Genomic DNA, 24,882 nt, shown 5'->3' with positions numbered 1-24,882 from the left:
GACGCCGTTAGAGTCCCCGCCATGTCTGACGCGCAGATCGCGTACTCCTATTCGCGAGCCTCCGAACTCGACCTCGCCGCCGGCCTTCTCGGCCTGTCCACCTCCGGCGGGTTCACCCCTTCCGGCCTGGTCGCCCGCCCCCATTTCTTCAGCGGCGTGCTGACCAACGCCGCCCCCGCGGCGGCCGCCCTGATCGGCCTGGCCGACGTCGCCAAGACCCGCTACTTCGATCTGCGCGCCGTGACGTTCATGCGCGACCCGGTGGTGACCTGCAACGGCGACCGGCTGCGGTTCGAGTCGTTCTCCGCGTGCGGCGGCGTCTACGCCCGGCTCGACGTGCTGCAGCAGGCGCTCGACGGCGACGTGGTCGAGGTCGGCACCACCAACGTCGACGTCAACGTGCCGCTGCGCAGGGCGCTGGCCCGTGTCGGCGGCACCGACCCCCTCCACCTGGCCGTGGGCGACGACGAGGTGGTCGCCACCACGCTCGACGGCGCGGTGGTGGAGAAGAAGGTGCCGCTGCCCGAGCGCTGGTTACGCGGCTTCGCCGAGGTCCAGGTGATCGCCTCCAGATTCGACCTGCGCGCCTCGCTGGGCCGGGCCGAGGCCGTGAAGTTCGTACGCGACCTGCCCAAACGCGGCGTGTTGTGGGCGGTGCCGGCCGGGCGGTCGCTGCGGCTGACCGCGCGCCCCGCGCCCGGCGCGGTCTGCCTGGCCGGGCCCGAGCGGCTGGCCGTGCTCGCGCCGCTGCTGCGGTTCGCGACCGGGCTGCGCGTCTACGGTCCCCTCGTCGAGGGCGGGCTGCCGATGGCGTCCGCGTGGGAGCTGGAGCTGCCCGGCATGCGGTTCACGCTCACCCTGTCGCCCGAGCCGCGGCGCGGGTTCTCCGGAGAGGGGGCCGTCCTCGACGATCTCAACGGCGACACTGTGGCCGACGACGCCGACCTCGTGGGCGCGCTGCTGCGGTTCGAGCCCCGCCTTGACGCCGACCTGCTCGCCGAGCAGTCGGGCCTGACCCGCGCCCGCGTCGGCGCGGCCCTCACCCGCCTGGGCACCGGCGGCCGCGTCGGCTACGACGTCGCCGAGGCCGCCCACTTCCACCGCGAGCTGCCCTACGACGCCGGCCGCGTCCTGGCCATGAACCCGCGCCTGAAGTCGGCGCTCGACCTGGTCGAGCGGGGGGCCGTCCGGTTCACCGGCCCGGGCGTGGCCCAGGTGAACGAACGGACCGTCCGGCTCACCCCCGGTGCGGCGCCCACCTGCACCTGTCCCTGGTGGATCGACTACCGGGGGTCGCGAGGGCCGTGCAAACACGTGCTGGCCGCCCAGAAGGTCGTGTCCCTGGCCGAGGTGACGGCGTGAGCACCGTCCTCCAGCTGATCGCGCAGAGCCGCCACACCCACATCCCCGCCGCGATCGAGTGGCTCGACGCCGCCGGGCGCAAGGAGCTCCAGGCCGAGCTGACCGCGCGGGTGCGCAGGTTCGGCGAGTGGCGGTTCGCGACCGACCACCGCCACGAGATCACCGGGCTGCGGGTCGCCGGCGCCCTCTGCCACGGCGGGGCCAGTCAGGTCGCCACCTGGCTCAACCGGCGTGAGCTGCGCGAGCCCGCCGACGCGTGGGCCGACGCGAAGACCGTCGCCGGGGCGCTGCGCGGGCGTCCCCTCGAATGGCGGGCCGACCTGGCCCGGCGGCTGACGGCCGCGCTCCGGCCGCCCCGCGGGTCGAGCTGGTCGTGGCGCCGGGAGGGCGGGCCGCCCGGATTCGCGCTGGCCCGGACCATGCTGCTCGAGACCGGCGTCGAACCCGAGGGCGACGCGTTCACCGTCTGCTGGGCATGGCACGCCTTCGTCACGGGCGACCTGAGGAACGACCCGATCGCCGAGACGATGGTGCCGCGCCTGTTCGACACCGAAGGGGCCTCCGCCCCCTTCCGGAGCACCTGGGAGAGCGCCGCCGTCACGGCGTTCGTCGACGGGCTGCACGCCGAGGTGAAGAGGGGCCGCCTCGACCGGGCGACGGTCCTCGACGGCACGATCGGCCGGTTCCTGATCGGCGGCGAGGCCCGCGACCTCGGCATGTTCGTGGAGCTGCGCCGCCGGTTCGAGCCCGGCCCCGACGAGACACCCGCCCGCGACCTGGTCCGCTGCCTGCCCGCCGGGGCCGCCAACGTCGCCGACCTCGCCGTCGGGGAACTGCGCGCCCTCGACGTGGCCGGGCGCCTCGACGCCGGCCTGTTCGGCGAGGCCGTCGGCGCGCTGGCCCTGCGGGCCGAGAAGAAGCACGTCGGGGCCGCGCTCAAGTGGATCTCCGACACGTTCAAGGTCACCGCGGCCGACCCCGTCAGGGCCGAGGGCGCCCTGCTCGCGCTGGCCGACGTCCTCTCCGCCGAGAGCTCCGCGACCCGCGCCCGCGCGATCCGCCTCGCGGTCAAGCTCGGCCCGTCGACCGAGACCGCCCGCGCGGCCGTCGCCGACGCGGCCGTCCGGCTGCCCGCCGACGAACGCGCGCCGCTGGCCGAGAGGTTCGGCGTGACCGAGACGGCCGAGGAGGAGGTGTTCACCGGCGTCCCCCTGGTGGGCGCGCCGCCGCTCCAGCCGCCGATCCGCACCGTGCCGGAACTCGTGATCGAGCTGCACGACGTCCAGCACACCGACGACATGGACACCTTCGAGCGGGTCATGGCCGCCCTGGTGGAGCTGAGCCACCACGACCGCGCCGCCGTGGTCGCCGGCTTCAAGGCCGACTTCCAGCCCACCGCCTGGGAGTACTTCCGGACCAGTGGTTACGTCCCCGACGACCCGGGCTGGTTGTTGTTCTGGGCCGCCGCGCTGATCGGCGAACACGCCGACGAGGGCTTCCGCGCCAAGGCCCGCAAGCTCCTCGGGCTGAACCCGTCGTTCCTCGATCGGCTCAAACACCTGGCGCTGCCGCCGCGCGACCCCGACCGCGGCAGGACGACCCCTCACGCCCGCCTGTTCCGGCAGCGGGCCCTCGAACTCGTCCGCATGGCCGCCGAGGGGGAGACCCGCCCCTGCCTGCTCGCCACCCCGACGCTGCCCGGTCACTTGGTCGACCCCGAGACCCTGCTGACCCGGCTCGAAGCCCTCGGCGACCGCGAGCCCCTCCCGGCCGACCTCACCCAGGCCCTGCTCCGCCTGCCCCGCGACGTCGACGCCTCGGTGGCCGACCGCGCCGAGAAGATCGGCGGTCACGGGGGGCGCATGGTGGCCGAGTGGATCCGCGAGGGCGGCCTGCCCGACCCCGTCGTCGAGTGGACCGTCAAGGTCACCGAGCGCCACGGCTGGATCCAGCGGCAGCCGGTCGTCACGATGGACCCGGGCCGGCGCCTCCCCGACCACATCAGCACTCTGGTCACCCTGTCGCCCGACGACGAGTTCGACTACTGGGTCCGGTCCCGCGACATCTGGGCCGGCACCCTTCCGAACCACCCCGAGGCCACGGCCGCCTACCTGCTCCGCTGGATCTGCGTCTGGGCCGACCAGAGCGACCCCGCCGGCGAGGCCGTCATCCCGCTGGCCGTGGCCCCCGGCCCGGTCGGTCCCGTGGTCGCGGCGGCCGTCGTCGGCGCGATGGGCCACCAGCGGGCGGTCCAGCGCTCGGCGGCCGGTGAGGCCTTCCTGGCCCTGGCGGGCCGTCCCGACTTCCCGGCCGAGGGCGTCGGCGACGCGATCCGCCGCCTGGTGACGGGCGACGTCCTGAAACTCAGCCGCATCACCGAGGTCCTCGGTCAGTCGGCCGACGCGGGCGCCCACGCCGCCGTGTGGGAGGTGCTGTCGGTCGCGCTGCCCGGCCTGCTGCCGGACGAGGGCGCCAAGCCCCGCTCCGGGCTGGGCGAGCTGCTGGGCGTGGCGGTGAAGGCGGCCCGGGTGTGCGGGGCGAAGGGCAAGGTGCCGGGGCTGGCCGAACTGGCGGCCAGGAAGGGGTCCAGCCGGGTGACCATGGAGGCCAGAACGCTGGTGAAACAGCTCGCGGAGTAGCCGCCGCGCGGGCCGGCTCAGCGTCTCGGGGGACCCGCCTTCCGCGTCCCGGGGGACGCCCCGGCCCGTGTCCGGTCCCTAGCCTTCCCGCACGTCATTCGCGGCTTGTCGGAAGGTTGTCATGTTTCGTGATCCCGTGAGGTTCTTCCGGGTCGTCGCCGGGAGCAGTCTCCTGGCCGCCCCCGTCCTCTACATCGCCGGGCTCGTCGTCGATCCCGCCCTCCGCGCCGGTGGCGGGATCGGGCACTACGGCGCCAACCCGGGCCAGGTCTCCGTCAGCGCCACGTTGCTGCACTGGTCGTGGGTGCTGCTCGTGCCGGGCCTGCTCGGCATGACGCATCTGGCCGCCAAGCGCGCGCCGGTCGCCGCCCACGTCACCGGGTCCGTCGCCGTGCTGGGCGTGATCAACTTCTCGGCGCTGATGACGAGCGACTTCGTCTACTCCCGGCTGGAGCGGGTCATGGAGCCCCACGCCGGGTCGGCCCTGGGCGACCTGATCGGCGCCGACCCCGGGCTCGCCTGGGGCTTTCGCAACCCCGGTTTCCTCGGGCTGCTGGGCGTCCTGCTGCTGGCGCTGGTGCTGGCGTACACGAAGCAGGCGCCCTGGTGGGCGGGGCCGGCGATGCTGGCGGGGGCGCTCGCCGGGCCGATCTATCCGGTCGGGACGATCGTGGCCGGGGCGCTCTACCTGGCCGGAGCGGGGGTCGTCGGCCTGCGGATGCTCAGGATGAGCGACGGGGAATGGGCTCAGCCGGTGGGGAGCACGGCCGTCACCCGGTAGCCCGTGGCCGTGGGGCCCGCCGTCAGGATGCCGCCGTGCATCGCGACGCGTTCGCGCATCCCGATCAGGCCGTGCCCGGTCCCGGCGGCGTCGTCCGCGCCGCCGCCGGTCCCGTCGTCGGTGATCGTCACGGTGACGGAGCCGGGGGCGTAGGTCAGGGTCACCTCGGCCCGGGTGGCGCGGGCGTGTTTGCGGACGTTGGTCAGCGCCTCCTGGACGATCCGGTAGACCGACAGACCGGCCCCCGGCGGCAGCGGCCGGGGCTCGCCCACCGTCGTCAGGCCGACGCCGGGGCCCGCGGCCGCGACCAGGTCCTCCAGGGTTCCGGGCGGGGACGGCTCGCCGGGCTCGCGGAGCATGCCGAGCATCAGCCGCAGCTCCTCGATCGCCTCCCGCCCGGCCCGTTCGACGCCGTGCAGCAGCTCCACCTCACGGGGGAAGGCGGGGCCGAGCAGCCGGCGCACGCCGCCGGTGTGCAACGTCATCAGGCTCACGTTGTGGGCCACGACGTCGTGCAGCTCCCGCGCGATGCGGGCGCGTTCCTGCCGCACCGCGTATTCGCGCTCCAGCTCCAGGCGGACGGCCCGCTCGGCCATGATCCGGGTGCGGTCGATCTGACGGCGCAGGGCCACTCCGGTCGTGTACGCCGCCACGTAGAAGATCGCCGAGATCAGCACCTCGGGCGGATCGGTCCAGAGCCGCGTCTGCAGGTGCGCCCACGCCGCCACCACGGCCGCCAGGCCCAGCAGGCCCGCGCGCGAGCGCAGCTCGTAGGCCCACCCGATGGTGTGGACGAGCACGAGCGTGGCGTACAGGTGCCAGAACGGGTAGTACGCGCCGCCCGCCGACACCGCGCCCACCGCGACCAGCGCCACCAGCAGCGCGGCGGGGAAGCGGGTGCGGAACCACACCAGCGCCCCGGCGGCCAGCGCCCCCAGCGCGAGCGGGACCGGGTCGCCGACCGCCTCGGGACGCCCGAGGACCTCGGCCAGCCCGGCGACGGCCACGAGGACGGCCGCCACCCGGCTCATCGGCCCTCACCCGGCCTGACCAGCCCGGTCTCGTACGCGAACACCACCGCCTGGACGCGGTCACGCAGACCAAGCTTGCGCAGCACCTGGGCGACGTGGCTGCGCACCGTCGCCTCCCCGACGAAGAGCGAGGCGGCGATCTCGCGGTTGGAACGGCCCCGGGCCAGGCCGGTGAGCACCTCCCGCTCGCGGGCCGTCAACGTGGACAACTCGGGCGGGGGAGCCAGGCGGCTCGCGGCGGCGAAGGCGGCGATCACCCGCAGGGTGACGGCGGGGTCGATCAGGCCGTCTCCGGCGGCGGCGGTCCTGATCGCCTCGACGAGCTGCTCAGGGGGAGACGACTTCAGCAGGTAGCCGCCCACGCCCAGGCGCAGCGCGGCGTGCAGGTTCTCGTCGGTGTCGAACGTCGTGAGCATCACGATCCGGGGCGCGCCGCCCTCGTCCAGGAGGATCCGGGCGGCCTCCAGGCCCGACATGACGGGCATCGCGATGTCGAGCAGCAGGACGTCGGGCCGCAGGGAGCGGGCCAGGGCGACCGCCGCCCGGCCGTCGGCGGCCTCGCCGACCACGTCGACTCCAGGCTCGGTCTCGGCCATCAGGCGCAGCCCCACGCGGATCATCGCCTGGTCGTCGGCGATGAGCACCCTGATCGTCACCGGGGGAGCGTACAGAGCGCGACATACCCGGCGGGTCCGCCGCAAGGGTGAGATCTTTCGGGTCTTGCGGTGATCCCACGGAAAGTGTCAATGTCGTCACGGCGAGTACCCTCCCCGAGGAGAGGAGCCTCTTTGAAGGCCTTCACCATGCCCGAGTTCTACGTGCCGCATCCGGCGCGGCTCAACCCCCATCTGGAACGTTCCCGGGCCCACACCATGGCGTGGGCCAAGGAGATGGGCATGCTCGACGCCCCCCGGCCCGGGGGAGGCGTCGTGTGGACCGCCGAGGAACTCGACCGCATGGACTACGCGCTGATGTGCGCGTACACCCACCCCGACTGCGACGGCCCGGCGCTCGACCTGGTCACCGACTGGTACGTGTGGGTGTTCTTCTTCGACGACCACTTCCTGGAGCTGTTCAAGCACTCCCGCGACTTCGCCGGCGCGCAGCACTACCTCGACCGGCTGGAGCTGTTCATGGGCGACGACCCGCCCGAGCCCGAGAACCCGGCCGAGGCCGGCCTGAAGGACCTGTGGGAGCGCACCGTCCCGCACATGTCGGCCGGCTGGCGCGAGCGCTTCGTCGTGTCGACCCACAACCTGATGGTCGAGTCGATGTGGGAACTGGAGAACATCGACCGGGGACGGATCGCCAACCCCATCGAGTACGTCCAGATGCGCCGCCGCGTCGGCGGCGCCCCCTGGTCGGCCAACCTGGTCGAGTTCGCCGCCGGGGCCGAGGTGCCCGGCCACCTGGCCGCGACCCGGCCGCTGCGGGTGCTCTCCGACGCCTTCTCCGACGCCGTCCACCTGCGCAACGACCTGTTCTCCTACCAGCGCGAGGTGGCCGAGGAGGGGGAGAACTCGAACGCCGTGCTGGTGCTGGAGAAGTTCCTCGGCGTCACCACGCAGGAGGCCGCCGAGCGGGTCAACGACCTGCTGACCTCCCGGCTGCAGCAGTTCGAGACGACCGCGCTGACCGAGCTCCCGGCCCTGCTGGCCGAGCGGGCGGTCCCGCCCCACGAGCAGGCCGCCGTCGCCCTCTACGCCAAGGGCCTGCAGGACTGGCAGTCGGGCGGCCACGAGTGGCACATGCGGTCGAGCCGCTACATGAACGAGGGCATGGTCTCCGGCAAGGTGCGGCAACCTCACGGCCTCGGCACGGCGACCCTGCGGATCGGCGCGGAGAAGCGCGCCCGGCAACACTCCCACGTGCCGTTCGAGCGGGTCGGGCCGCAGCCCGTGCCGGAGCTCCACCTGCCCTACCCCCTCCGGATGAGCCCCCACCTCGACGCGGCCCGCCGCCACGCGGCCGTCTGGGCGCGGGAGATGGGCTTCCTCGACGAGGCGATCTGGGACGAACGCCGCTTCTCGGGCATCGACCTGGCCCACTGCGCCGCCATGATCAACGCCGACGGCGCCTCCGAGGAGGTCTTCCTGACCACCGACTGGCTGATCTGGGGCACCTACGGCGACGACTACTATCCGGTGGCCTTCGGCGCCACGCGCGACCTCTCCGGGGCCCGGGCGCTGAACACGCGGCTCAAGGCGATCATGCGGGAAGACTTCGCTCCCGAGCCCGGCGCGCCGATGGAGCGGGGACTGGCCGACCTGTGGCGGCGTACCGCCGCGAGCCTGCCCGAACGGGCGCGGGCCGGATTCCGGACCGCGGTCGAGGACATGATCGACAGCTGGGTGTGGGAGCTCGACAACGAGGCCGCCGGCCGGATCCCCGACCCCGTCGACTACATCGAGATGCGCCGCCGGACCTTCGGCTCCGACCTGACGGCGAGCCTGGCCCGGCTGGCGGCGGCCGAGGTGGTCGACGACGCGGTCTACCAGTCGCGGGTCATGCGGGAACTGGAGACCGCGGCGCAGGACTACGCCTGCTTCACCAACGACCTGTTCTCCTACCAGAAGGAGATCGAGTTCGAGGGGGAGCTGCACAACATGGTCCTCGTCGTCGAGAACTTCCTCGACGTCGACCGGGTCACCGCCCGCGCCATCGTGGCCGACCTGATGAACGAGCGCATGCGCCAGTTCGAGCACATCCTGGCCAACGGCCTCCCGGCCATGCTCGCCATGATCGGCGACCCCGAGGTGAGCCGGGTGCTGGAGCGCCACGCCGCCCTGCTCAAGGACTGGATGGCCGGGATCATGGAGTGGCACCGCCGCTGCGTGCGCTACACCGAGCCCGAACTGCTCCGGCTGCGTGCGGAGTCGTTCGCGCCGCCGCCCCGGCTGGTGCTGCTCCCCTCGGGCCTCGGCACGTCGGCGGTACGGCCCCTGCCGCGCCGTTAGCCCCGATTCCCCGCCGTAAGCGGGGTTCGTGACCAGATCACGGGCTCCGCTTCGCCGTGCCGGGAGGACCCCGCGGCTATGTTGGCCGGAGAGGAGGGAGGGAGATGGCCGGCACACCGCGGCAGCGCCTCGACACCTCGACATCGGCACCCGGATGCAGCGGGCGGTCGACGTCTGGCACGCCCGCGGCGGCGCCCCGCTGGTGCTGCGCTCGCCCGAGCACCTGGCCCGCTTCTTCGACGACCTCGAACTGCTCGATCCCGGCGTGGTGTCGCTGCCCCAGTGGCGGCCCGACACGCTGACCGACTACCGGGACCGGGAGGTCTACCAGTACGGGGGCGTGGCCCGCGAACACTGAGCATTTGGGCAAATTGCCGGATAAAGTGGCTGGTGGCAAGACTTTTCCCCCACCGAAAGCGCGGGTATCGTGCGTTCTCCGGAATGGGTCGCAGAACGGTTTCCGCATGACGATTGACGACCCGCGAGTCGACGGGCTGACGGAGGCCTTCCTCCGCCAGCATCGTCGCTATACCAGTCACCAGGTCGCGGAACTGGCGGGCGTGCCCTTCCACCGGGCGCGCCGCTTCTGGCGTGCGCTCGGCTTCGCCAACGTCGCCGACGACGCGATCGAGTTCACCGACGCCGACGTCGAGGCCCTGAAGACCCTCATGGGCCTGCTCGCCGACGGCACCTACGACGACGAGCACATCATGCTGATGGCGCGCTCGCTCGGCCGGGCGTCCGCCCGCCTCGCGGAGTCCCAGGCCGAACTCGGCGCCGAGACCCTCGACCTGGCCGGGGTCCCGCTGTCCCGGCGCAGCCACGCGTGGCAGCGCCGCGCCGACCGCGTCGTCCCCGACCTGGAACGCCTGCTCGTGTACGCCTGGCGCCGCCACCTCGCCGCCTCCGCCGGCCGCATCGTCGACCAGGAGACCGCCTCGACCCGCCTGGCCGTCGGCTTCGCCGACCTGGTGGGCTTCACCCGGCTGAGCCGCCAGATCTCCGAGACCGAACTGGCCCGCCTGGTCGAACGTTTCGAGAGCCGCTCGGCCGACATCGTGGCCTCCTCGGGCGGCCGCATGATCAAGACCCTGGGCGACTCGGTGTTGTGGGTGAGCGACACCGCCGCCCACGCCGCCGACATCGCCCTGTCCCTGGTCGGCGCGCACGCCCGCGTCAAGGGCATGCCCCAGCTGCGGGTGGGCCTGGCGATCGGCCCGGTGATCGGCCGCATGGGCGACGTCTTCGGGACGACGGTGAACCTGGCGTCGCGGCTGACCTCACTGGCTCCGGCGGGAGGCGTGCTGGCCGATCCGGCGATCGCGGGGGAACTGGAGGACCATCCCCGCTTCGGGCTGCGGGCGGAAAGCCTGCAGGTGGTCCGGGGCGTCGGCGAACTGGTGCCCTATCTGGTGTCGCGGGCCTGACTTCCGTCGGCTGGAACATCGATGGGTACGGGCGACGGTTCGTGGCCCCTCGGGACGCGGAACGGCGTCGGCGCCCGAATGGTCGGAAAGGGTGGGCGGCGGACGCGGAACGGCGTCAGTGCCGAATGGTCGGAAACGGTGGGCGGTGGACGTCGCGGTCTGGAGCCGCCCCGGTCGGATGCGTGCCGGGGCGGCCCCAGTGGTCTCCTACCTGGCGGGCGCGTGGACCCGGGAGCTGCCCGAGGTGCGGGAGCCCATCTCCATGTCGGAGTCCATCTTCCGCATTTCGTCGTCGGTCATGTGGGTCTCCTCGACGCGGAGCGCCACGCCCATGGCCATGAGCGTCGGCGCCCACTGGCCGATGAAGATCCCCCAGCGGTCGGCCCGGTCGAGGCCGGCGTGCTCCACCTGCCTGGAGATCATCCAGGTGCAGAAGGACAGGCCCACCGACGCCGCGGCGGCGGTGTACATGTGACTGGACCTGAGACCCATACGGTGCAGCTTCTTGATCACTTGCGTACCCCCTTCGGTTCCGGGTTGGGCGTGCCCGCTCCGAAGATCCCGAATTCGGGACATATCACGATATGGGGCAGAAATTTACGGCCTGATCAGCCGCCCTCGGGCGGCCAGTTCGACGGTCAGCACGACGGCGAGGGCCTCCGCCGACAGCAGCGCCACCAGGACGACCAGCTGCACGATCCCCGCCTCGATCGGCCCCGCCCCGCCGAGCAGCATGCCGACGAACGCGCCCGGGAGGGTGACCAGCCCGACCGTCCGGGTCTGGTCGAGCGCGGGCACCAGGGCCTGGGCGGCGGCGGGCCGGCAGATCTCCAGCCGGGCCTCCTGGGGCGTGAACCCGAGGGCCATGGCCGCCTCCACCTCGCCGTGGCGGGTGGTCAGCTCGTCGGCGGCCCGCCGCCCGGCCAGGCTGGTGGCGATCAGGCAGCCGCCGAAGACGATGCCGGCGACCGGGATGACCACGATCCCGTCCAGCGAGACGACGCCGGTGGCGGTGAGGAGCACGAGGACCGGGGCACTGCCCGCGGCGATCGGGACCGCCGCCCAATGGGTGCCGATCCTGCGGGCGGCGGTGTGGACGGCGAAGACGTACATGAGCAGGATGAACCCGGCGACGGCGAACCCGTTCGCGACCACCCAGGCGATGACCAGCGACACCACCCCGAGCTGCACCACGGCCCGCACGCAGGCCCGCACCACCGCCCACCCCAGCCCGAGCCCTCCCGCCGCCGCCACGACGGCACCACCCGCGACCATCAGAACCAGCACGATCGGGAGCGCGGGGGTCGGCGAGATCAGGGACGTGGATTCCACGCCCCGCAGTATTCCGCCTGCTATAACCAGGGTTGAACCCGACCACTCCCCTGAGAACGGTTCAGCCGCCACCGAACCGTGCTCCGACGCCAGGTTCACGGTCCGGCTGAATTCGAGGGCCGAGGTGCATGATCCGATCGACGCCGTCAACGCGAACTTTACTCAGCTCAACAACTCATAGAGAGCTGACTCAACTAGAAGTTCTCCCACAGCTGGTCCTCCGGCGCACGCGCCGGCGGCGCGCCCGCCCGTGCCGCCAGGGCCATGGCCTCTGCCAGCAGCGGATGCCCGTCACCCAGCGCCGGTTTGCCGTGCGCGAGGGCCCGGCGGTCGAGCAGCGGAGCGAGCAGGTCGCCGACCTCCGCGGCCCGGTCGGAGCGGACACGTTGCAGGGCGAGGCCCAGGCGGGCGCCAAGCACTGTTGGGTGGGTGGCGTCGATCTGGTCGCCGGCCAGCGCCAGGATCGCCTGGCAGGCCTCTTCGGCGGCCTGCTCGCGGCCCAGGGCGGCGGCGGCGCGGGCGCGGATCAGCAGGGTCTCGGCCTGCTCGGGAGCGGGCTCGCCGGGGTCCAGGGCGTCGAGGACGCGGGCGGCCGAGGCGGGGTCGCCGACGGTCAGGCGGGCCGTCGCCTGGGCGCGGAGCACCGCCCTGGTCTGGGGGAGTTCGGCCAGGTCGGACAGGGCCGTCAGGGCCTCGCCGGAGGCGGTCAGGCCCAGCGAGCGGATCAGCACGGCCTCCTCGTGCAGCCGGGGGGAGACGCGGTCGGCGAACCACGTCGTGGTCACGGTCGCGTCGTCGAGGAGGCGGACGGCCTGGGCGGGGAAGCCGGCGTGCAATTCGATCTCGGCGAGGCGGACCAGGTCGTACTGGGGCCAGTAGCCCTCGCCGGGGAGGTAGAGGGAGCGCAGGCGCATGGCCTCGCTCAGGTGGTGGCGGGCCTGGGCGGGGTGGGCGGCGGCCAGCAGGGCCTCGGCCAGGGTGACCCGGGCCGAGGCGGTGTTCACGTTGTCCTGGCCGAGGCGGTCTTCGCGGTCGGTCAGGGTGGCCTCGGCGAGCCGCACGCCCTCGACGACCCGGCCCGCCCTCGTGGTGGCGCGGGCCAGGGCCTGCCGGGTCAGGGTGTGGCGGCGCCAGGCCGGGCCGGCGCCGGTCGTCGGCACCCCGGCGCTGCGGCGTCCGGCCACGTCGGCGAGGATCGCCCGGCCCTGCTCGGCGTGGCCTTCGTCGACGAGGAGTTCGGCCAGGTTGTGCTCGGCGCGGGCGATCAGCGACGACGGGTCGGCCGAGTCGGGCAGCTTCTCGGCGATGCGCCGCGACTCCTCGAAGCAGCCCCGCGCGGCGGCGGTGTCGCCCAGCCGCAGCAGGGCCAGGCCGCGCCGCGACGTCACGTCGCACAGGGTCACGGCGTCGGCGGGGGAGCCCGCCAGCAGGGGGATCAGCTCGGCGCCGACCTCGGCGGCGCGGGCCAGCAGGGGGCTGCTGTCGAGGAGCACCTGGAAGACCACGACCAGCGCGTTCGCGCGCGAACGGCCGTTGGGGCCGATCTTCTCGACCAGTTCGGCGGTGCGCTCGGCGGCGTGGAGGCGGTCGGCCCACTCGCCGGTCAGCGGGATCAGGTCGCGGGCCAGCCAGTAGGCCGCCAGTCCCTCGGCCTGGCGGTCGGCGGGGGCGTCGGCGTCGTCGGACATGGCGCGGAAGGCCAGCTCGGACAGGCGCTCGGCGCTGGTCTTCGCCCAGTTCTCCGGCGGCACGGCGACCGCGCGGGCGGCCTGGTCGAGGCGGGGGGCGAGATATTCGGCGTACGCCGTCACGCGCCCCTCCCAGCCCGCGGCGGCGGCCGAGCCGTAGGTGCCGGTGAGCCAGACGGGCGGGGTCTGCGCCGCCGAGGGGCGCTTCTCGGAGGTGGAGATGTCGCCGATGCCCAGCCTGACCTGGGCGAGCAGGAAACGTTCGACCTGGTGGAAGCGGGCGATGCGGCGCAGCGCGGCGGCCACCGACTCGGCCGCGCCGAGCATCGAGGTGACCGGCTCGGGGGTGTTCTCGCCGCTGGTGAACTCGTCGAAGGCGTGTTTGGCGGCGAGCGCGACCAGGACGCGGCGGCTGCGGACCTCGTTGTAGAGCCATACGGCGGACCGGCCGGTGTCCTTCTCGCCGCCCCGGGGCAGCCGGACCCGCTCGGCGACGTCCTCGGCACGCACCTGGTGGTAGTCGCTGTGCCGGAAGGCGGCGGCGGACGCCGCGGCGATCGCGGCAAGCCTTCGCTCCTGGGCTAGCACCGCTTGGTTCCCCCTATATGAGCTCATTGCTTGCGAATATATCTCACTAAGGTTGGGCGAACCTTAGTGAGATGAGCTGACTCTTGCAAGGGGCAACCCGTAAACGCCCTGACCTCGCCCGCCTCGCGACCGGCCACCGCACCAAGGATGCCGCTTCTCTGGAGGCACCACTCACCGGCGGACCAGGAGGCGTCCAATGCGGGCAACCGAAACATCCGGCGCAGGACGGGCCGCGGCCGCTCGGCGGCACGTTCTCGCAGCGCGGTGGCCCCGTTACACCAGCCCGCGCTCGCGGAGGGCGGCCAGGTCGCGGACGAGCTCCTCGTGCTCGGGCACGTCGGTCTCCATGCGGTCATCAACCCTTCGCGACGGGGCAGGGGCAACCACGGCCGACACCGTCCAGCCGAGGGGACCCCACGGATGCGAGCGACCGCCAAGGCACGCCACCAGAGCGTCGACGTCGACGGGATCGAGATCTTCTACCGGGAGGCCGGCACGCCGGACCTGCCGTGCCTGCTGCTGCTGCACGGCTTCCCCAGCTCCTCCCACTGCTTCCGGCGCGTGCTCGCGCCGCTGAGCGAGGTCAGCCGGGTCGTCGCCCCCGACCTGCCGGGCTTCGGGTTCTCCTCCGCGCCCAAGATCGGTGATTACGAGTACACCTTCGCCAACCTGGCCGACACGATGGAGCGCTTCCTGGAGCGCATCGGCGTCGAGGAGTTCTTCGTCTACCTGCACGACTTCGGCGCCCCGGTCGGCTACCACCTGGCGATGCGGCGGCCGGAGCGTGTCCTCGGGCTGGTCGTGCAGAACGGCAACGCCCACGACGACGGCCTGGGCGAGCAGTGGGACGGCGCCCGCGACTACTGGGCCGACCCCACGGAGGAGAACCGGGCCAGGCTGCCCGAGTGGCTCAACTTCGAGGGCACCCGGGGCCAGTACCTGGACGGGCTGCCCGAGCGGCTGCGGATCCTGCACCCGCCCGAGACCTGGCACCTCGACTGGGAGCGGATGTCGCGGCCGGGCGACCTCGACGTCCAGTTCCAGCTCTTCCGCGACTACGGCGCGCACGTCGCCCGCTTCGGCGACCTGGCCGAATACCACCGCACCCACCAGCCGCCGTGCCTGCTGCTGTGGGGCCGCCACGACGCGTTCTTCGACCTGGCCGAGATCATGGGCTACGCCCGTGACCTCGACCGGATCGAGATGCACGTCTACGACGCCGGCCACTACCTGCTGGAGACCCACGCCGACGAGAGCGCGGCGGCGATCGCGGCCTTCGTCGCCGACGTCTCAGGGGCGTAGCAGGGCGCACAGCGCGTCGGCGGCCTCGTCGAGGGAACCGGCGCCGTCGACGACCAGGTCGGGGTGCTCGGGCGGCTCGTAGGCCTGGCCGTGGCCGGTCATGTTGGGCAGCCGCCCGGCCCTCGCCTGCGCGTAGAGGCCCTTCGGGTCGCGGCGGGCGCACTCCTCCGCCGGGGTGTCGACGAAGACCTCGGCGAAGTCCCCCTCGGCGAACAGGGCCCGCGCCGCGGCCCGGTCGGTCCGGAACGGGGACACCAGCGCCACGACGACGATCAGGCCGGCGTCCACCAGGACCCGCGCCACCTCGGCGACGCGGCGCACGTTCTCGGCGCGGCCCTGCGGGGTGAACCCGAGGTCCTTGTTGAGCCCGCCGCGCACGTTCTCGCCGTCGAGCACGTAGGTGTGCAGGCCCATGCCGTGCAGCCGCCGCTCCAGCGTGTTGGCGAGGGTCGACTTGCCGGCGCCCGGCAGGCCGGTCAGCCACACCACCTTCGCCCGCTGGCCCTTGAGGCGCTCGCGGGCCTCGCGGTCGACGGTGTAGGCGCGCGGGGCGACGGTGCGGCCGCGCCGCAGGGCGTGCCGGACCATGCCGGCCGCGACGGTCTCCTTGGTGACCCGGTCGACGAGCAGCAGGCTGCCGGTGTGCCGCGACTCCCGGTAGGCGTCGAGGCTGACCGGCGTGTCGGTGGTCAGCTCGACCGTGCCGATGTCGTTGAGGTCGAGGGTGCGGGCGGCGAGCCTCCCGCCGCTCACCACGTCGAGCCGGTCGCGCACGGCGGTGACCACGGCGGGCACGGTGCGCCCCCCGGCCCGCAGCAGGTAGGAGCGGCCGTTCCGCAGGGGCTCCTCGGCGGTCCAGATGAGCGTGACGGAGAAGGCGCCGGCCGGGGACAGGCCGTCGCGGAGGGCCTCGGGCGCGGCCAGCAGGTCGCCGCGCCGCACGTCGACGTCGTCGGCCAGCGTCACCGTGACCGCGGTGCCCGGAGCGGCCCGGTCGAGGTCCGTGCCGCCGGGGCCGAGCAGGCGGCCGACCGTGGACGTCCTCCCGCCGCCCGCCACCCCGACGGCGTCGCCGGGGCGGATCGGGCCGCCGACCACGGTGCCCGCGAGGCCGCGGAAGCCGTCGGCGCGGATCACGTACTGGACCGGCAGCCGGTAACCGGCCTCCTGCGGCTCCTGCGCCGGTTCCCAGGCCGTCAGGGCGCCCAGCAGGGTCGGGCCGTCGTACCAGGGCAGGTTGGGGGAGGGCTCGGCGACGTTGTCGCCGTCGAGCGCGCTGGCCGGGATGACGTCGGCCCGCATGCCGAAGCCGTCGGCCGCCGCGCGCACCTCGCCCGCCAGCTCGTCGAAGACGGACCGGTCCCACCCCACGGCGTCGAGCTTGTTGACCACCGCGACCACCGACGGCACCCCCATGAGCGCGCAGATCGCCAGGTGGCGGCGGGTCTGCTCGCGCACCCCCTTGGTGGCGTCCACGAGCAGCACCGCGACGTCGGCGGTGGAGGCGGCGACCGCCATGTTGCGGGTGTACTGCTCGTGCCCCGGCGCGTCGGCGACGATCACCCGGCGGCCCGACGGCAGGTCCATGAACAGGTGGGCGACGTCGATGGTGATGCCCTGCTCGTGCTCGGCCTCCAGCCCGTCGGTCAGCAGTGAGTAGTCGACCGCCCCGGCCGCGACGGTGGAGCCGCCGCGCCGTGTCGTCCTCGCGTAGTCGAGCTGGTCGTCGGTGGCGCCGCCGGTGGCGGCGAGCAGCCTGCCGATGAGGGTGGACTTGCCGTCGTCGACCGAGCCGCACGCCACGACTCTCAGTACCGCGACCATCAGAAGTACCCCTCCGACTTCTTGCTCTCCATGGACGTGCCGCCCTCGCCGTCGATCAGCCGGCCGGCGCGTTCGGACCGGCGGTCGCGGCCCATCTCGTCGATGATCTCGTCGATGTTCTCGGCCTTGGACTCCACGGCCGAGGTCAGCGGGTAGCAGCCGAGGGTGCGGAAGCGCACCCGGCGCTGCACCGGCCGCTCGCCGGGCTCCAGGGGGTAGCGGTCGTCGTCCACCATGATCAGTGAGCCGTTCCGCTCGACGACCGGGCGGTCCGCGGCGAAGTAGAGCGGCACCACGGGGATGTCCTCCCGCCTGATGTAGCGCCAGACGTCGAGCTCGGTCCAGTTCGACAGCGGGAACACCCGCATCGTCTGGCCGTCGGCGAGTTCGGTGTTGGCCTGCCACCAGAACTCGGGGCGCTGCGAGCGGGGCTCCCAGCGGTGGCCGGGCTCGCGCAGCGAGAAGATGCGCTCCTTGGCCCGCGACCGCTCCTCGTCGCGCCGCGCGCCGCCGATCGCCGCCTCGAACCCGCCGTCGTCGAGGGCCTTGCGCAGGGTGAGGGTCTTCTTGATCCGGGTGTACTCGTGGGTGCCGTGGGTGAACGGCGTGGCCTCGTCCGGGTTGGTGTGCACCCGCAGGTCGAGCCCCAGCCGCTCGGCCGTCGCGTCGCGGAAGGCGATCATCTCGCGGAACTTCCAGCCGGTGTCGACGTGCACGACCGGGAAGGGCATCCGGCCGGGCGCGAACGCCTTCAGCGCCAGGTGCAGCAGGACCGAGGAGTCCTTGCCGATCGAATAGAGCAGCACCGGCCGCCGGAACGCCCCGGCGACCTCGCGCAGTATGTGGACCGCCTCGGCTTCGAGCATGTCGAGGACGGCGTCTTCTCCGGCCATGTCCCGGCCCTCCGGTTTCTGGTTGGAGTAACCTGTAATGAGCTGTACATCGGTTATCTGGAGGTGGCGCGATGAGTTCCCTGACCGTCAGAGAGCTGTCCAGGGAGACCTGGGGCGACTTCGAGTCGGTTCTCGGAGCGAACGGAGGCGCCCGCGGGTGCTGGTGCATGCACTGGCGGTTGTCCATCAAGGAGTGGACGGAGGGGAAGGGCGAGGGCAACAAGAAGGCGATGAGGCGCCTCGCCGGGCGCGAACCGGCGCCCGGCCTCGTCGTCTACGACGACGACACCCCGGTCGCGTGGTGCTCGCTCGGGCCGCGGTCGTCGTTCCCCCGGCTGGAGCGCTCGCCGCTCCTCGCGAAGGCCGACGACGACGAGGGGGTCTGCGCGATCGCGTGCGTGTACGTCGAGAAGAGTCATCGTGGCTCCGGGTTGCTGCCGGGGATTCTGGAGGCGGTCTGCGACTGGGCGTCGTCCGCGGGCTACGCCCACGCCGAGGGCTATCCGGTCGAACCCCGCGAGGGGAGACGGGCCGGGGCCGACACGGCGATGACGGGCATCGCCAGCGCCTTCCTCGACGCCGGGTTCTCCGAGGTGGCCCGCCCGCGCGCCGACCGGCCGATCATGCGGCGGAAGGTCTAGCCCGGGCGAGCGCCTCGTAGTAGGGCCGGTGGTGGTCGGCGACGCGGCGCAGGTGCTCGTTGGTCGCGGGCGTCTCGCGCCGCGTGGGCGCCCTCGCCACCAGCCCGCTGCTCTGGGCCACCTCCGCGTGCCACCGGTTGGTGCGCCGCCAGCCCGCCTGCTCGCCGGGGTCCCAGCGCAGCGCCTCGGGCACGAACTCCAGCCCGACGTGCTCGCAGTAGGCCCGGACCGTGACCTCGGGACGCGCCACCAGGTCGTCGCCGTCGATCACCAGCGGGGTCTCGCCGGTGGCCGAGCGCACGGCCTCGAAGATGGCGTGCAGGTACTCGAAGCCGTACTCGTCGAGGGTCGCCTCGGGGTTCATGGCGTAGTGGGAGGCGATGGCGCTCTCCGGCTCCCGGATCATGAACGTGTGGATGACGTCGGTGAACAGGCGTTCGTCCTCGAACAGCGGCGTGTACGTGTAGTCGGAGGTGTCCTTGGCGAACACCCGCCGTCCCGAGGCGCTGACCTCCAGCATGACGTCGAGCAGCTCGACCGGAGAGGTGACGGTCCGGCCCGCGAAGGAGAACCGGCCGTCGTCCTGGAGGTAGGAGAACGGCTCGTGGGCCACCTCCAGGTCGCCGCGCTCCATCATGACGCGCAGGAACGCCGTCGACCGCGACCGGGGCACCGCCCACAACATGATCGGCTTCGGCGCGGCGGTCACTGCGACCACTCCGTCGGACGGCGGTCCCACCGGTGGGTCCGCAGCTCCGCCACCAGCGCCTCGCTCAGCGGCTCGGCGTCGCTGACGGCGATGTTGGCGTGGACGTGGGCGGGCTTGCGCATGCCGGGGATGACGGTGGAGACGTCGGGATTGTGCAGGATGAAGCGCAGGGCGAGTTCGGGCAGGGTCATGCCCTCGGGCAGGATGCGCTTGAGCCGTTCGGCGCGGTCGACGCTCGGCCCGAGGTTCTCCGGCACGAAGTAGGTGTTGCGCCAGTCGCCCTCGGGCCAGCGGGTGTCGTGCGTGAGCGTGCCGGTGAGCGTGCCCTCGTCGAAGGGCACCCGGGCGACCACCGCGACGTCGAGCTCGCGGCAGGCCGGGAACAGCTCGTCCTCGGGGGCCTGGTCGAAGACGTTGTAGATCACCTGGACCGCGTCGATCAGCCCGGTCCGCAGCGTCTCCAGCACGTTCCAGGGCTCCCAGCGGTTGACGCTGATGCCCACGCCCTTGATCAGGCCGCGTTCGCGCATCTCGACGACGGTGTCCTGCCACGTCGGGTCGTGCGCCCAGGAGTCCTCCCAGACGTGGAACTGGAACAGGTCGACCGACGGCGTGCCCAGCCCTTCGAGGCTGCGGTGCAGGTATTCCCAGAGGTGGTCGGGCGGGTAGACGTCGGCGAGCTTGGAGTCGCGGGTGGACGGCCACGCGAGGTCCTTGGGCGGGGGCTTGGTCGCGATGCGGAGACGGCGGCCGGGATGCCGCCGCACCAGCCGGCCGAGCATGCGCTCGCTCTCGCCGCGCCCGTAGATCCAGGCGGTGTCGAAGTAGTCGCAGCCGAGCCCCACGGCCTCGTCGAGCGCGGCGTCGCCGGTCGCGTCGTCGGCGCCGGTCCAGCCGCCCTCACCTCCGGCGATGCCCCACATGCCGTAGCCGACCTCGCCGACCGTCCAGCCGAGCCGGCCGAACCGACGCTCACGCATCGCCGCCTCCTTCCCCGCTCCAGCGGTTGCCGCCCGAGCCGAACCGGGTCTGCCGCACCACGTGGCTCGCCACCTTCATCCCTTCGGGCCGGACCACGCCCCGGTGCACCGACAGGGTCACGGTGCCGCTGAGGTCGCCGACGAGCCGGTCGGCCGCCTCGCGGGCCGCCCGTGCGGCGGGTTCGAGCCAGCGCCCCTCGTACATCGCGGCGCCGAGGACGGCCGACAGCCGGTCGTAGAGCTCGCGTCCGGCCGCGTCGAGGCCGGCCTGCAGGACCCGGGTCCAGGCGCGTTCGAGCAGCTCCAGGCCGGGCGACTCGTAGATGCCCCGGCAGACGGTGCCGACGATGCGCCGTTCGACCACGTCGCGGAGCCAGACGCCGTGGCGGGCGCCGATCGTGTTGGCCAGGGCCATCCACTCGACCGGGTCGGGGCCGCTGCCGTCGACGTCGGCGATGCGCCCGTCGCGGACGACGACGGTGACGGTCTGGGGTTCGGGCGGGGCCTCATGGGGCCAGGCGCTCCAGCGGGGCCGGAGCCGGGTGACCGGGGTCTCCAGGTCTTCGAGTTCGGCCGACTCGTGGGAGGCGCCGGCGAGGTTGGCGTCGGTGGACCGGTCGGCGGAGCTGCCCCGGTCGAGGCGCAGCCCGTGGTCGGCGACCGCCTTCATCATGGCGGCGCGGTCGGGGAAGCGCCCGAGGGCGCGGTGGTCGGTCCACGGCTCGACGCGGGACATCTCCGGGGCGAGCTGGGCGCCGTAGCGCGCGAACCGGCGCTGGTCGTTGCCGCCGCCCACGCAGCCGTGCACGAACGTCTCGCACCCGTCGGCCCGCATCCGGGGCAGCAGTTCGCTCGTGAGCACCAGGCGGGACGCGCCGGTGGTGTTCCAGTAGCCGCCGTCGTGGCGGGCGCGGTAGCGCAGCAGATCGGATGCGACCTCGGCCATCGGCGCGCGCAGGTCCACGGTGACGACCTCCGCGCCGGAATGGCGCAGGGAAGTCGCGAGCTCCTGCAATTCCGCAGGGTCCGACTGGCCGATGTCGGCGATGTAGTGCCTCGCCGGAGTGGACGTCTCACGGAGCCATACTCCGACGGCCAGCGAGGAAAGTCCTCCTGATTGGAATAACCCCGTCGTGGGTGTGCCATCGGTTATTACCACGACCTCCTCCTTGCGCTGGGGGATTACTGGCGATATGTCAAGCCTTGCCCACCATACCCATGGAAATCAAGTCCGCACGCCCTGAGCGCTGATGGTCCGTAAGTCGTCTCCTGTTACTGATGAGGTGCGGGCCGAATCGGCCCGATGATCGTCGATCCGATTCTCCGCTGGTCATCGGCGTTTTTCGAGGAATTTCGCACGGAAAACGCGAATCCTGGATTAGCCCTCGCGGGCTCGGGTATCGGGGCGCTCGGACGCCTGCCGCCGCACCACGCCCTCCCGGTGCGGCTAGGAGCACGGTTCACGCAGGTAGAGCCAGCACTTCAGGCAAGTCGCCCCATGTCTGGGCTTGCGGATCCGGTCCGGCTGACACAGTATGGAGTAACCCGTAACCCCCCGAATGAGGGTTACTCAATCGTTCCGCGAAGGGAGCATGCGGTCACGCTCAAAAGCATTTTCGCACCCATCTGAATAGTGTCTGATCTGTCTGACCTGACCATGGAAGCACGATGCCACGCCATCAGCAGACGCACGTGAACGAAAACGCCGATCCCGCCGCTCACTTATTCCTCGGCCCTCCGCGCGAGTTCCCTTCCAGAAGCACCGTCCTCGACCTTTTCCGTGAACAGGTGGAGAACGCGCCGGACCGTCCCGCCGTTCGCTATCGCGACCTGACGATGAGCTACGCCGACCTCGACGCGGCGGCCAATGCGACCGCCCGCCGGCTGATCCGCGGCGGGGTGGAGAAACACCATTTGATCCCCGTTCTGGTGGCGGACGGACGCGAATTCCCGGCCGCGCTCTTCGGGGTGATGAAGACCGGCGCGGCGTTCGTGCCGCTCGATCCGGCCTGGCCCGCCGACCGGCTCAACGCGATCATGGCGGAACTGTCGCCGCCCGCCGTCGTGGTGTCCCCGGCGACCGAGACGATCCTCGCCGGCCTGCGGGAAGCCGTCCCGGCGGTGGTCGCCGACTGCGCCGGGCCGGGCGAGGCCGAACCGCCGCCGGACGAGCGCCGGCCCGGTCCCGGCGACCTGATCTACGGGTTCTACACCTCCGGCTCGACGGGCACGCCCAAGTGCGCGCTCAACCACCACCGCGGCCTGGTCAACCGGCTGACCACGATGTCGCGCCGGTTCGGCGACGGCGCCGGCCACGTGACGCTGCAGAACAGCCGGTCCACGTTCGACTCCTCGATGTGGCAGGTGCTGTGGCCGCTGACGTCCGGCGGGCAGGTCGTGCTGCCCGACCGCGACGGCATCCTCGACCTGGAGCAGACCGCGACGACCATCGGCCGGTACGGCGTCACGACCACCGACTTCGTGCCCTCGGTGCTGGCGGCGTTCGTGGCCCTGCTGGAGGAGCGCGACGACCTGCGCGCCGCCACGTCGGGCCTGCGCCGCATGCTGATCGGCGGCGAACCGGCCGGTCCCGCCGTGGTCCACCGGCTGCGCGCGCTGCTGCCGGGCCTCGCGGTCACCAACACCTTCGGGCCGACGGAGTGCTCGATCGGGTCGGTGTTCCACGACGTCACCGACGCGGACGCCGACCGGATCCCGATCGGCCTGCCCATCGACAACACCGCCGCGATCCTGCTCGACGACGACCTGAACCCCGTCCCGCACGACACCCCCGGCGAGCTCTACCTCGGCGGCGAGTGCGTCGGCGCGGGCTACCTCGGCGACCCCGCGCGGACCGCCCGGACGTTCGTGCCCAACCCGTTCCCGCAGATCCCCGGCCCCCGGCTCTACCGGACCGGCGACCTCGCGCGGGCCGGCGACGACGGGCTGCTGCACTTCGCCGGCCGGATCGACGAGCAGGTCAAGCTCGGCGGGGTCCGGGTCGAGCTCGGCGACGTCGCCGCGGCCCTGGCCGGGCATCCGCTCGTCGGCGACGCCACGGCGGTCGTGCTCGGCGAGCCGCCCGACACCACGCTGGTCAGCTGCGTCACGCCGCGCTCACCCGGCGAGACGCCGTCGGCGGAGCAACTGCGCGGCTACGCGGCCGGGAAGCTCCCGGCCGAGCAGGTCCCGCACCGGATCGTGGTGCTCGACGAGCTCCCGCTCAACCACAACGGCAAGGCCGACCGCAAGGCGCTGGCCGCGCTCGTCGTCGCCGACGGCTCGGACGAGCCCGTGGAGCCGCCGTCCGGCCCCATGGAGGAGCTGGTCTGCGCGGCGTGGCGCGAGGTGCTCGAACGCGACCGGATCTCCGTGGTCGTGCCCTTCTCCGACTACGGAGGCACCTCGCTGCTGGCCTACCGGGTCGTCACCGCCGTCGGCGAACGGCTCGGCCGGCCCGTCCGGCCACGCGATCTGCTCGCCGAGCCGACCGTGCGGGCCCAGGCCGCGCGGCTGGAGGGCGGCGTCGACGACGACAGCGCCGAGCTGGCCTACGTCCGGCAGGACCTCGCGTGGCGCCCGCCCCGCACGCTGCTGCTGACCGGCGCGACCGGGTTCATCGGCGCGCACGTCCTCGCCGAGCTGCTGACCCGCTCCACCGCCGAGGTCGTCTGCCTGGTCCGGTGCGCCGACGCCGACGACGGCGCCCGGCGGCTGACCGGCGTCCTCGACCGCTACGGCCTGACCTCCGCCTGGCGGCAGCTCCCCATGGCGATCACGTCGGGACGCGTCGAGGTCCTCCCCGGCGACCTGGCCGGGGACCTGCTCGGGCTGACCCAGCGGCGCTTCGACGCCCTAGCCTCGACGGTGTCGGGCATCGTCAACGCCGCCGGCGCGGTCAACTTCCTGTCCGGCTACCTCGACCACCGCCCGGCCAACGTGCTGGGCGTACAGGAGCTCATCAAGCTCGCCACGGGCGGCGCCCGCCTGCACCTGCTGTCCACCCTGAGCATCTTCGCCCCCGCCGGGCGGAGCGGCCCGCCCATCACCGAAGACCGCATCCCGGTGCCCGACGAGGTCGCCGCCGACGGCTACAACCGGTCGAAGTACGTCGCCGAGAGCCTCGTCGCCGAGGCGCACCGCCAGGGCGTCGCCTCGGTGGTCTACCGCCTCGGCGAGGTCTGGCCCCACCGCGAGACCGGCGTGCCCAATCCCGATTCGCTGGCCCACAACCTGCTGTACGCCTGCGCCCGCACGGGGTGCGTGTTCCCGACCGGGGCCGCCACCGACGTGACCCCGGTCGACGTGGTCGCCCGGTTCCTGGCCGGCGCCGCGACCGGCGAGGTCGACGTGCCCGACGGCGCGATGCACGTGTTGTGGCCGGTCGGGCTGCGCTTCGCCGACGCCTTCGACGTGCTCGCCGCGCGCTGCGGCCTCGACCGGGTGGGCTACGCGGAGTTCCGCGACCGGCTGGAGGCGGTCGCCGAGCCCGACGACAGGCTCACCGGGCTCCGCCTGCTGCTGCCGCCCCCGTCCGGCGACGGCGACGCCGCTCCCGCCGAGTTCGACGAGATGTTCACCGACGGATCCCGGCACTTCGACATCCGGCGGTTCGACCGCCACGGGGCCGCGCTCGCCCGCCCGGAGACCGACGCGCTCGGGGCGCTCGACCGCTACCTCAGCTCGTTGTCCGACACCTCCGCCTTCGTCCCTCAAGAAAGGTAGGCG

The 24,882-nt window shown here is 72.9% G+C and carries 19 protein-coding genes; 9 read left to right on the top strand and 10 right to left on the bottom strand.

Annotation, left to right across the window (positions count from 1 at the left end):
* The first annotated feature begins 21 nt into the window (after positions 1 to 21).
* The 3 genes from GT755_RS02335 (at position 22) to GT755_RS02325 (ending at position 4,782) form a co-directional block, all read left to right on the top strand.
* Positions 22 to 1,362 (top strand): SWIM zinc finger family protein, encoded by a 1,341-nt coding sequence (locus GT755_RS02335; RefSeq protein ID WP_161478016.1) that lies wholly within the window; start codon positions 22 to 24, stop codon positions 1,360 to 1,362.
* Entirely contained in the window at positions 1,359 to 4,001 is a 2,643-nt protein-coding gene (locus GT755_RS02330; RefSeq protein ID WP_161478015.1) for a DUF6493 family protein, read from the top strand. The genes GT755_RS02335 and GT755_RS02330 overlap by 4 nt, the downstream gene beginning before the upstream one ends.
* Before the next feature lie 136 nt (positions 4,002 to 4,137).
* A complete protein-coding gene (locus tag GT755_RS02325; protein ID WP_161478014.1) occupies positions 4,138 to 4,782 on the top strand; it encodes a hypothetical protein in 645 nt (214 codons plus the stop codon).
* On the opposite strand, the gene GT755_RS02320 is transcribed toward GT755_RS02325, so the two are convergent.
* Together GT755_RS02320 and GT755_RS02315 are read right to left on the bottom strand one after the other, a co-directional pair.
* On the bottom strand, positions 4,749 to 5,813 hold the full coding sequence (locus GT755_RS02320) for a sensor histidine kinase (RefSeq protein ID WP_161478013.1): 1,065 nt from the start codon (positions 5,811 to 5,813) through the stop codon (positions 4,749 to 4,751). The genes GT755_RS02325 and GT755_RS02320 overlap by 34 nt on opposite strands.
* A complete protein-coding gene (locus GT755_RS02315; protein ID WP_161478012.1) occupies positions 5,810 to 6,469 on the bottom strand; it encodes a response regulator in 660 nt (219 codons plus the stop codon). Before GT755_RS02315 ends, GT755_RS02320 begins: the two co-directional genes overlap by 4 nt.
* Before the next feature lie 132 nt (positions 6,470 to 6,601).
* On the opposite strand from GT755_RS02315, the gene GT755_RS02310 reads away from it, so the two are divergent.
* The 3 genes from GT755_RS02310 (at position 6,602) to GT755_RS02300 (ending at position 10,197) form a co-directional block, all read left to right on the top strand.
* A complete protein-coding gene (locus GT755_RS02310; protein WP_161478011.1) occupies positions 6,602 to 8,770 on the top strand; it encodes a terpene synthase family protein in 2,169 nt (722 codons plus the stop codon).
* Positions 8,771 to 8,924: 154 nt separating this feature from the next.
* Positions 8,925 to 9,128 carry an SAM-dependent methyltransferase gene (locus GT755_RS02305; RefSeq protein ID WP_161478010.1) on the top strand — a complete coding sequence of 68 codons (204 nt, stop codon included), beginning with the start codon at positions 8,925 to 8,927 and terminating at the stop codon, positions 9,126 to 9,128.
* A 106-nt stretch (positions 9,129 to 9,234) separates the two neighbouring features.
* Positions 9,235 to 10,197 carry an adenylate/guanylate cyclase domain-containing protein gene (locus GT755_RS02300; protein ID WP_161478009.1) on the top strand — a complete coding sequence of 321 codons (963 nt, stop codon included), beginning with the start codon at positions 9,235 to 9,237 and terminating at the stop codon, positions 10,195 to 10,197.
* Between the two features lie 207 nt (positions 10,198 to 10,404).
* Here the strand turns inward: GT755_RS02300 and GT755_RS39135 are convergent, their stop codons facing one another.
* The 3 genes from GT755_RS39135 to GT755_RS02285 all read right to left on the bottom strand — a co-directional run bounded on the left by GT755_RS39135 (position 10,405) and on the right by GT755_RS02285 (position 13,805).
* On the bottom strand, positions 10,405 to 10,668 hold the full coding sequence (locus GT755_RS39135; protein ID WP_235965781.1) for a hypothetical protein: 264 nt from the start codon (positions 10,666 to 10,668) through the stop codon (positions 10,405 to 10,407).
* Between the two features lie 126 nt (positions 10,669 to 10,794).
* Entirely contained in the window at positions 10,795 to 11,529 is a 735-nt protein-coding gene (locus GT755_RS02290; protein ID WP_328794131.1) for an ABC transporter permease, read from the bottom strand.
* A 194-nt stretch (positions 11,530 to 11,723) separates the two neighbouring features.
* On the bottom strand, positions 11,724 to 13,805 hold the full coding sequence (locus GT755_RS02285; RefSeq protein ID WP_161478008.1) for a hypothetical protein: 2,082 nt from the start codon (positions 13,803 to 13,805) through the stop codon (positions 11,724 to 11,726).
* A gap of 420 nt (positions 13,806 to 14,225) precedes the next feature.
* On the opposite strand from GT755_RS02285, the gene GT755_RS02280 reads away from it, so the two are divergent.
* On the top strand, positions 14,226 to 15,107 hold the full coding sequence (locus GT755_RS02280) for an alpha/beta fold hydrolase (RefSeq protein WP_161478007.1): 882 nt from the start codon (positions 14,226 to 14,228) through the stop codon (positions 15,105 to 15,107).
* On the opposite strand, the gene cysC is transcribed toward GT755_RS02280, so the two are convergent.
* Together cysC and cysD are read right to left on the bottom strand one after the other, a co-directional pair.
* Positions 15,096 to 16,931, bottom strand: coding sequence for an adenylyl-sulfate kinase (cysC, locus tag GT755_RS02275; RefSeq protein ID WP_161478006.1), 1,836 nt, complete (start codon positions 16,929 to 16,931; stop codon positions 15,096 to 15,098). The genes GT755_RS02280 and cysC overlap by 12 nt on opposite strands.
* Positions 16,931 to 17,824, bottom strand: a complete 894-nt coding sequence (gene cysD, locus GT755_RS02270) for a sulfate adenylyltransferase subunit CysD (RefSeq protein WP_161478005.1) — start codon at positions 17,822 to 17,824, stop codon at positions 16,931 to 16,933. Before cysD ends, cysC begins: the two co-directional genes overlap by 1 nt.
* A 71-nt stretch (positions 17,825 to 17,895) precedes the next feature.
* Between cysD and GT755_RS02265 the strand changes: the two genes are divergently transcribed.
* Entirely contained in the window at positions 17,896 to 18,465 is a 570-nt protein-coding gene (locus GT755_RS02265) for a GNAT family N-acetyltransferase (protein WP_161478004.1), read from the top strand.
* On the opposite strand, the gene GT755_RS02260 is transcribed toward GT755_RS02265, so the two are convergent.
* The 3 genes from GT755_RS02260 to GT755_RS02250 are packed head-to-tail and all read right to left on the bottom strand — an operon-like array spanning position 18,446 to position 21,313.
* Complete coding sequence (locus tag GT755_RS02260) at positions 18,446 to 19,174, bottom strand: sulfotransferase-like domain-containing protein (RefSeq protein WP_161478003.1); 729 nt, start codon at positions 19,172 to 19,174, stop codon at positions 18,446 to 18,448. The genes GT755_RS02265 and GT755_RS02260 overlap by 20 nt on opposite strands.
* Complete coding sequence (locus tag GT755_RS02255) at positions 19,171 to 20,154, bottom strand: aldo/keto reductase (RefSeq protein ID WP_161478002.1); 984 nt, start codon at positions 20,152 to 20,154, stop codon at positions 19,171 to 19,173. Before GT755_RS02255 ends, GT755_RS02260 begins: the two co-directional genes overlap by 4 nt.
* Complete coding sequence (locus GT755_RS02250; protein WP_161478001.1) at positions 20,147 to 21,313, bottom strand: argininosuccinate synthase domain-containing protein; 1,167 nt, start codon at positions 21,311 to 21,313, stop codon at positions 20,147 to 20,149. Before GT755_RS02250 ends, GT755_RS02255 begins: the two co-directional genes overlap by 8 nt.
* 629 nt (positions 21,314 to 21,942) lie before the next feature.
* Between GT755_RS02250 and GT755_RS02245 the strand changes: the two genes are divergently transcribed.
* On the top strand, positions 21,943 to 24,879 hold the full coding sequence (locus GT755_RS02245) for a non-ribosomal peptide synthetase (RefSeq protein ID WP_161478000.1): 2,937 nt from the start codon (positions 21,943 to 21,945) through the stop codon (positions 24,877 to 24,879).
* The last annotated feature ends 3 nt before the right edge of the window (positions 24,880 to 24,882 follow it).

This window comes from Herbidospora solisilvae (assembly GCF_009901565.1).
GTDB lineage: Bacteria > Actinomycetota > Actinomycetes > Streptosporangiales > Streptosporangiaceae > Herbidospora > Herbidospora solisilvae.
Note: the sequence above shows the minus strand (reverse complement) of the source record. Positions and strands in the feature narration are given on the sequence as shown.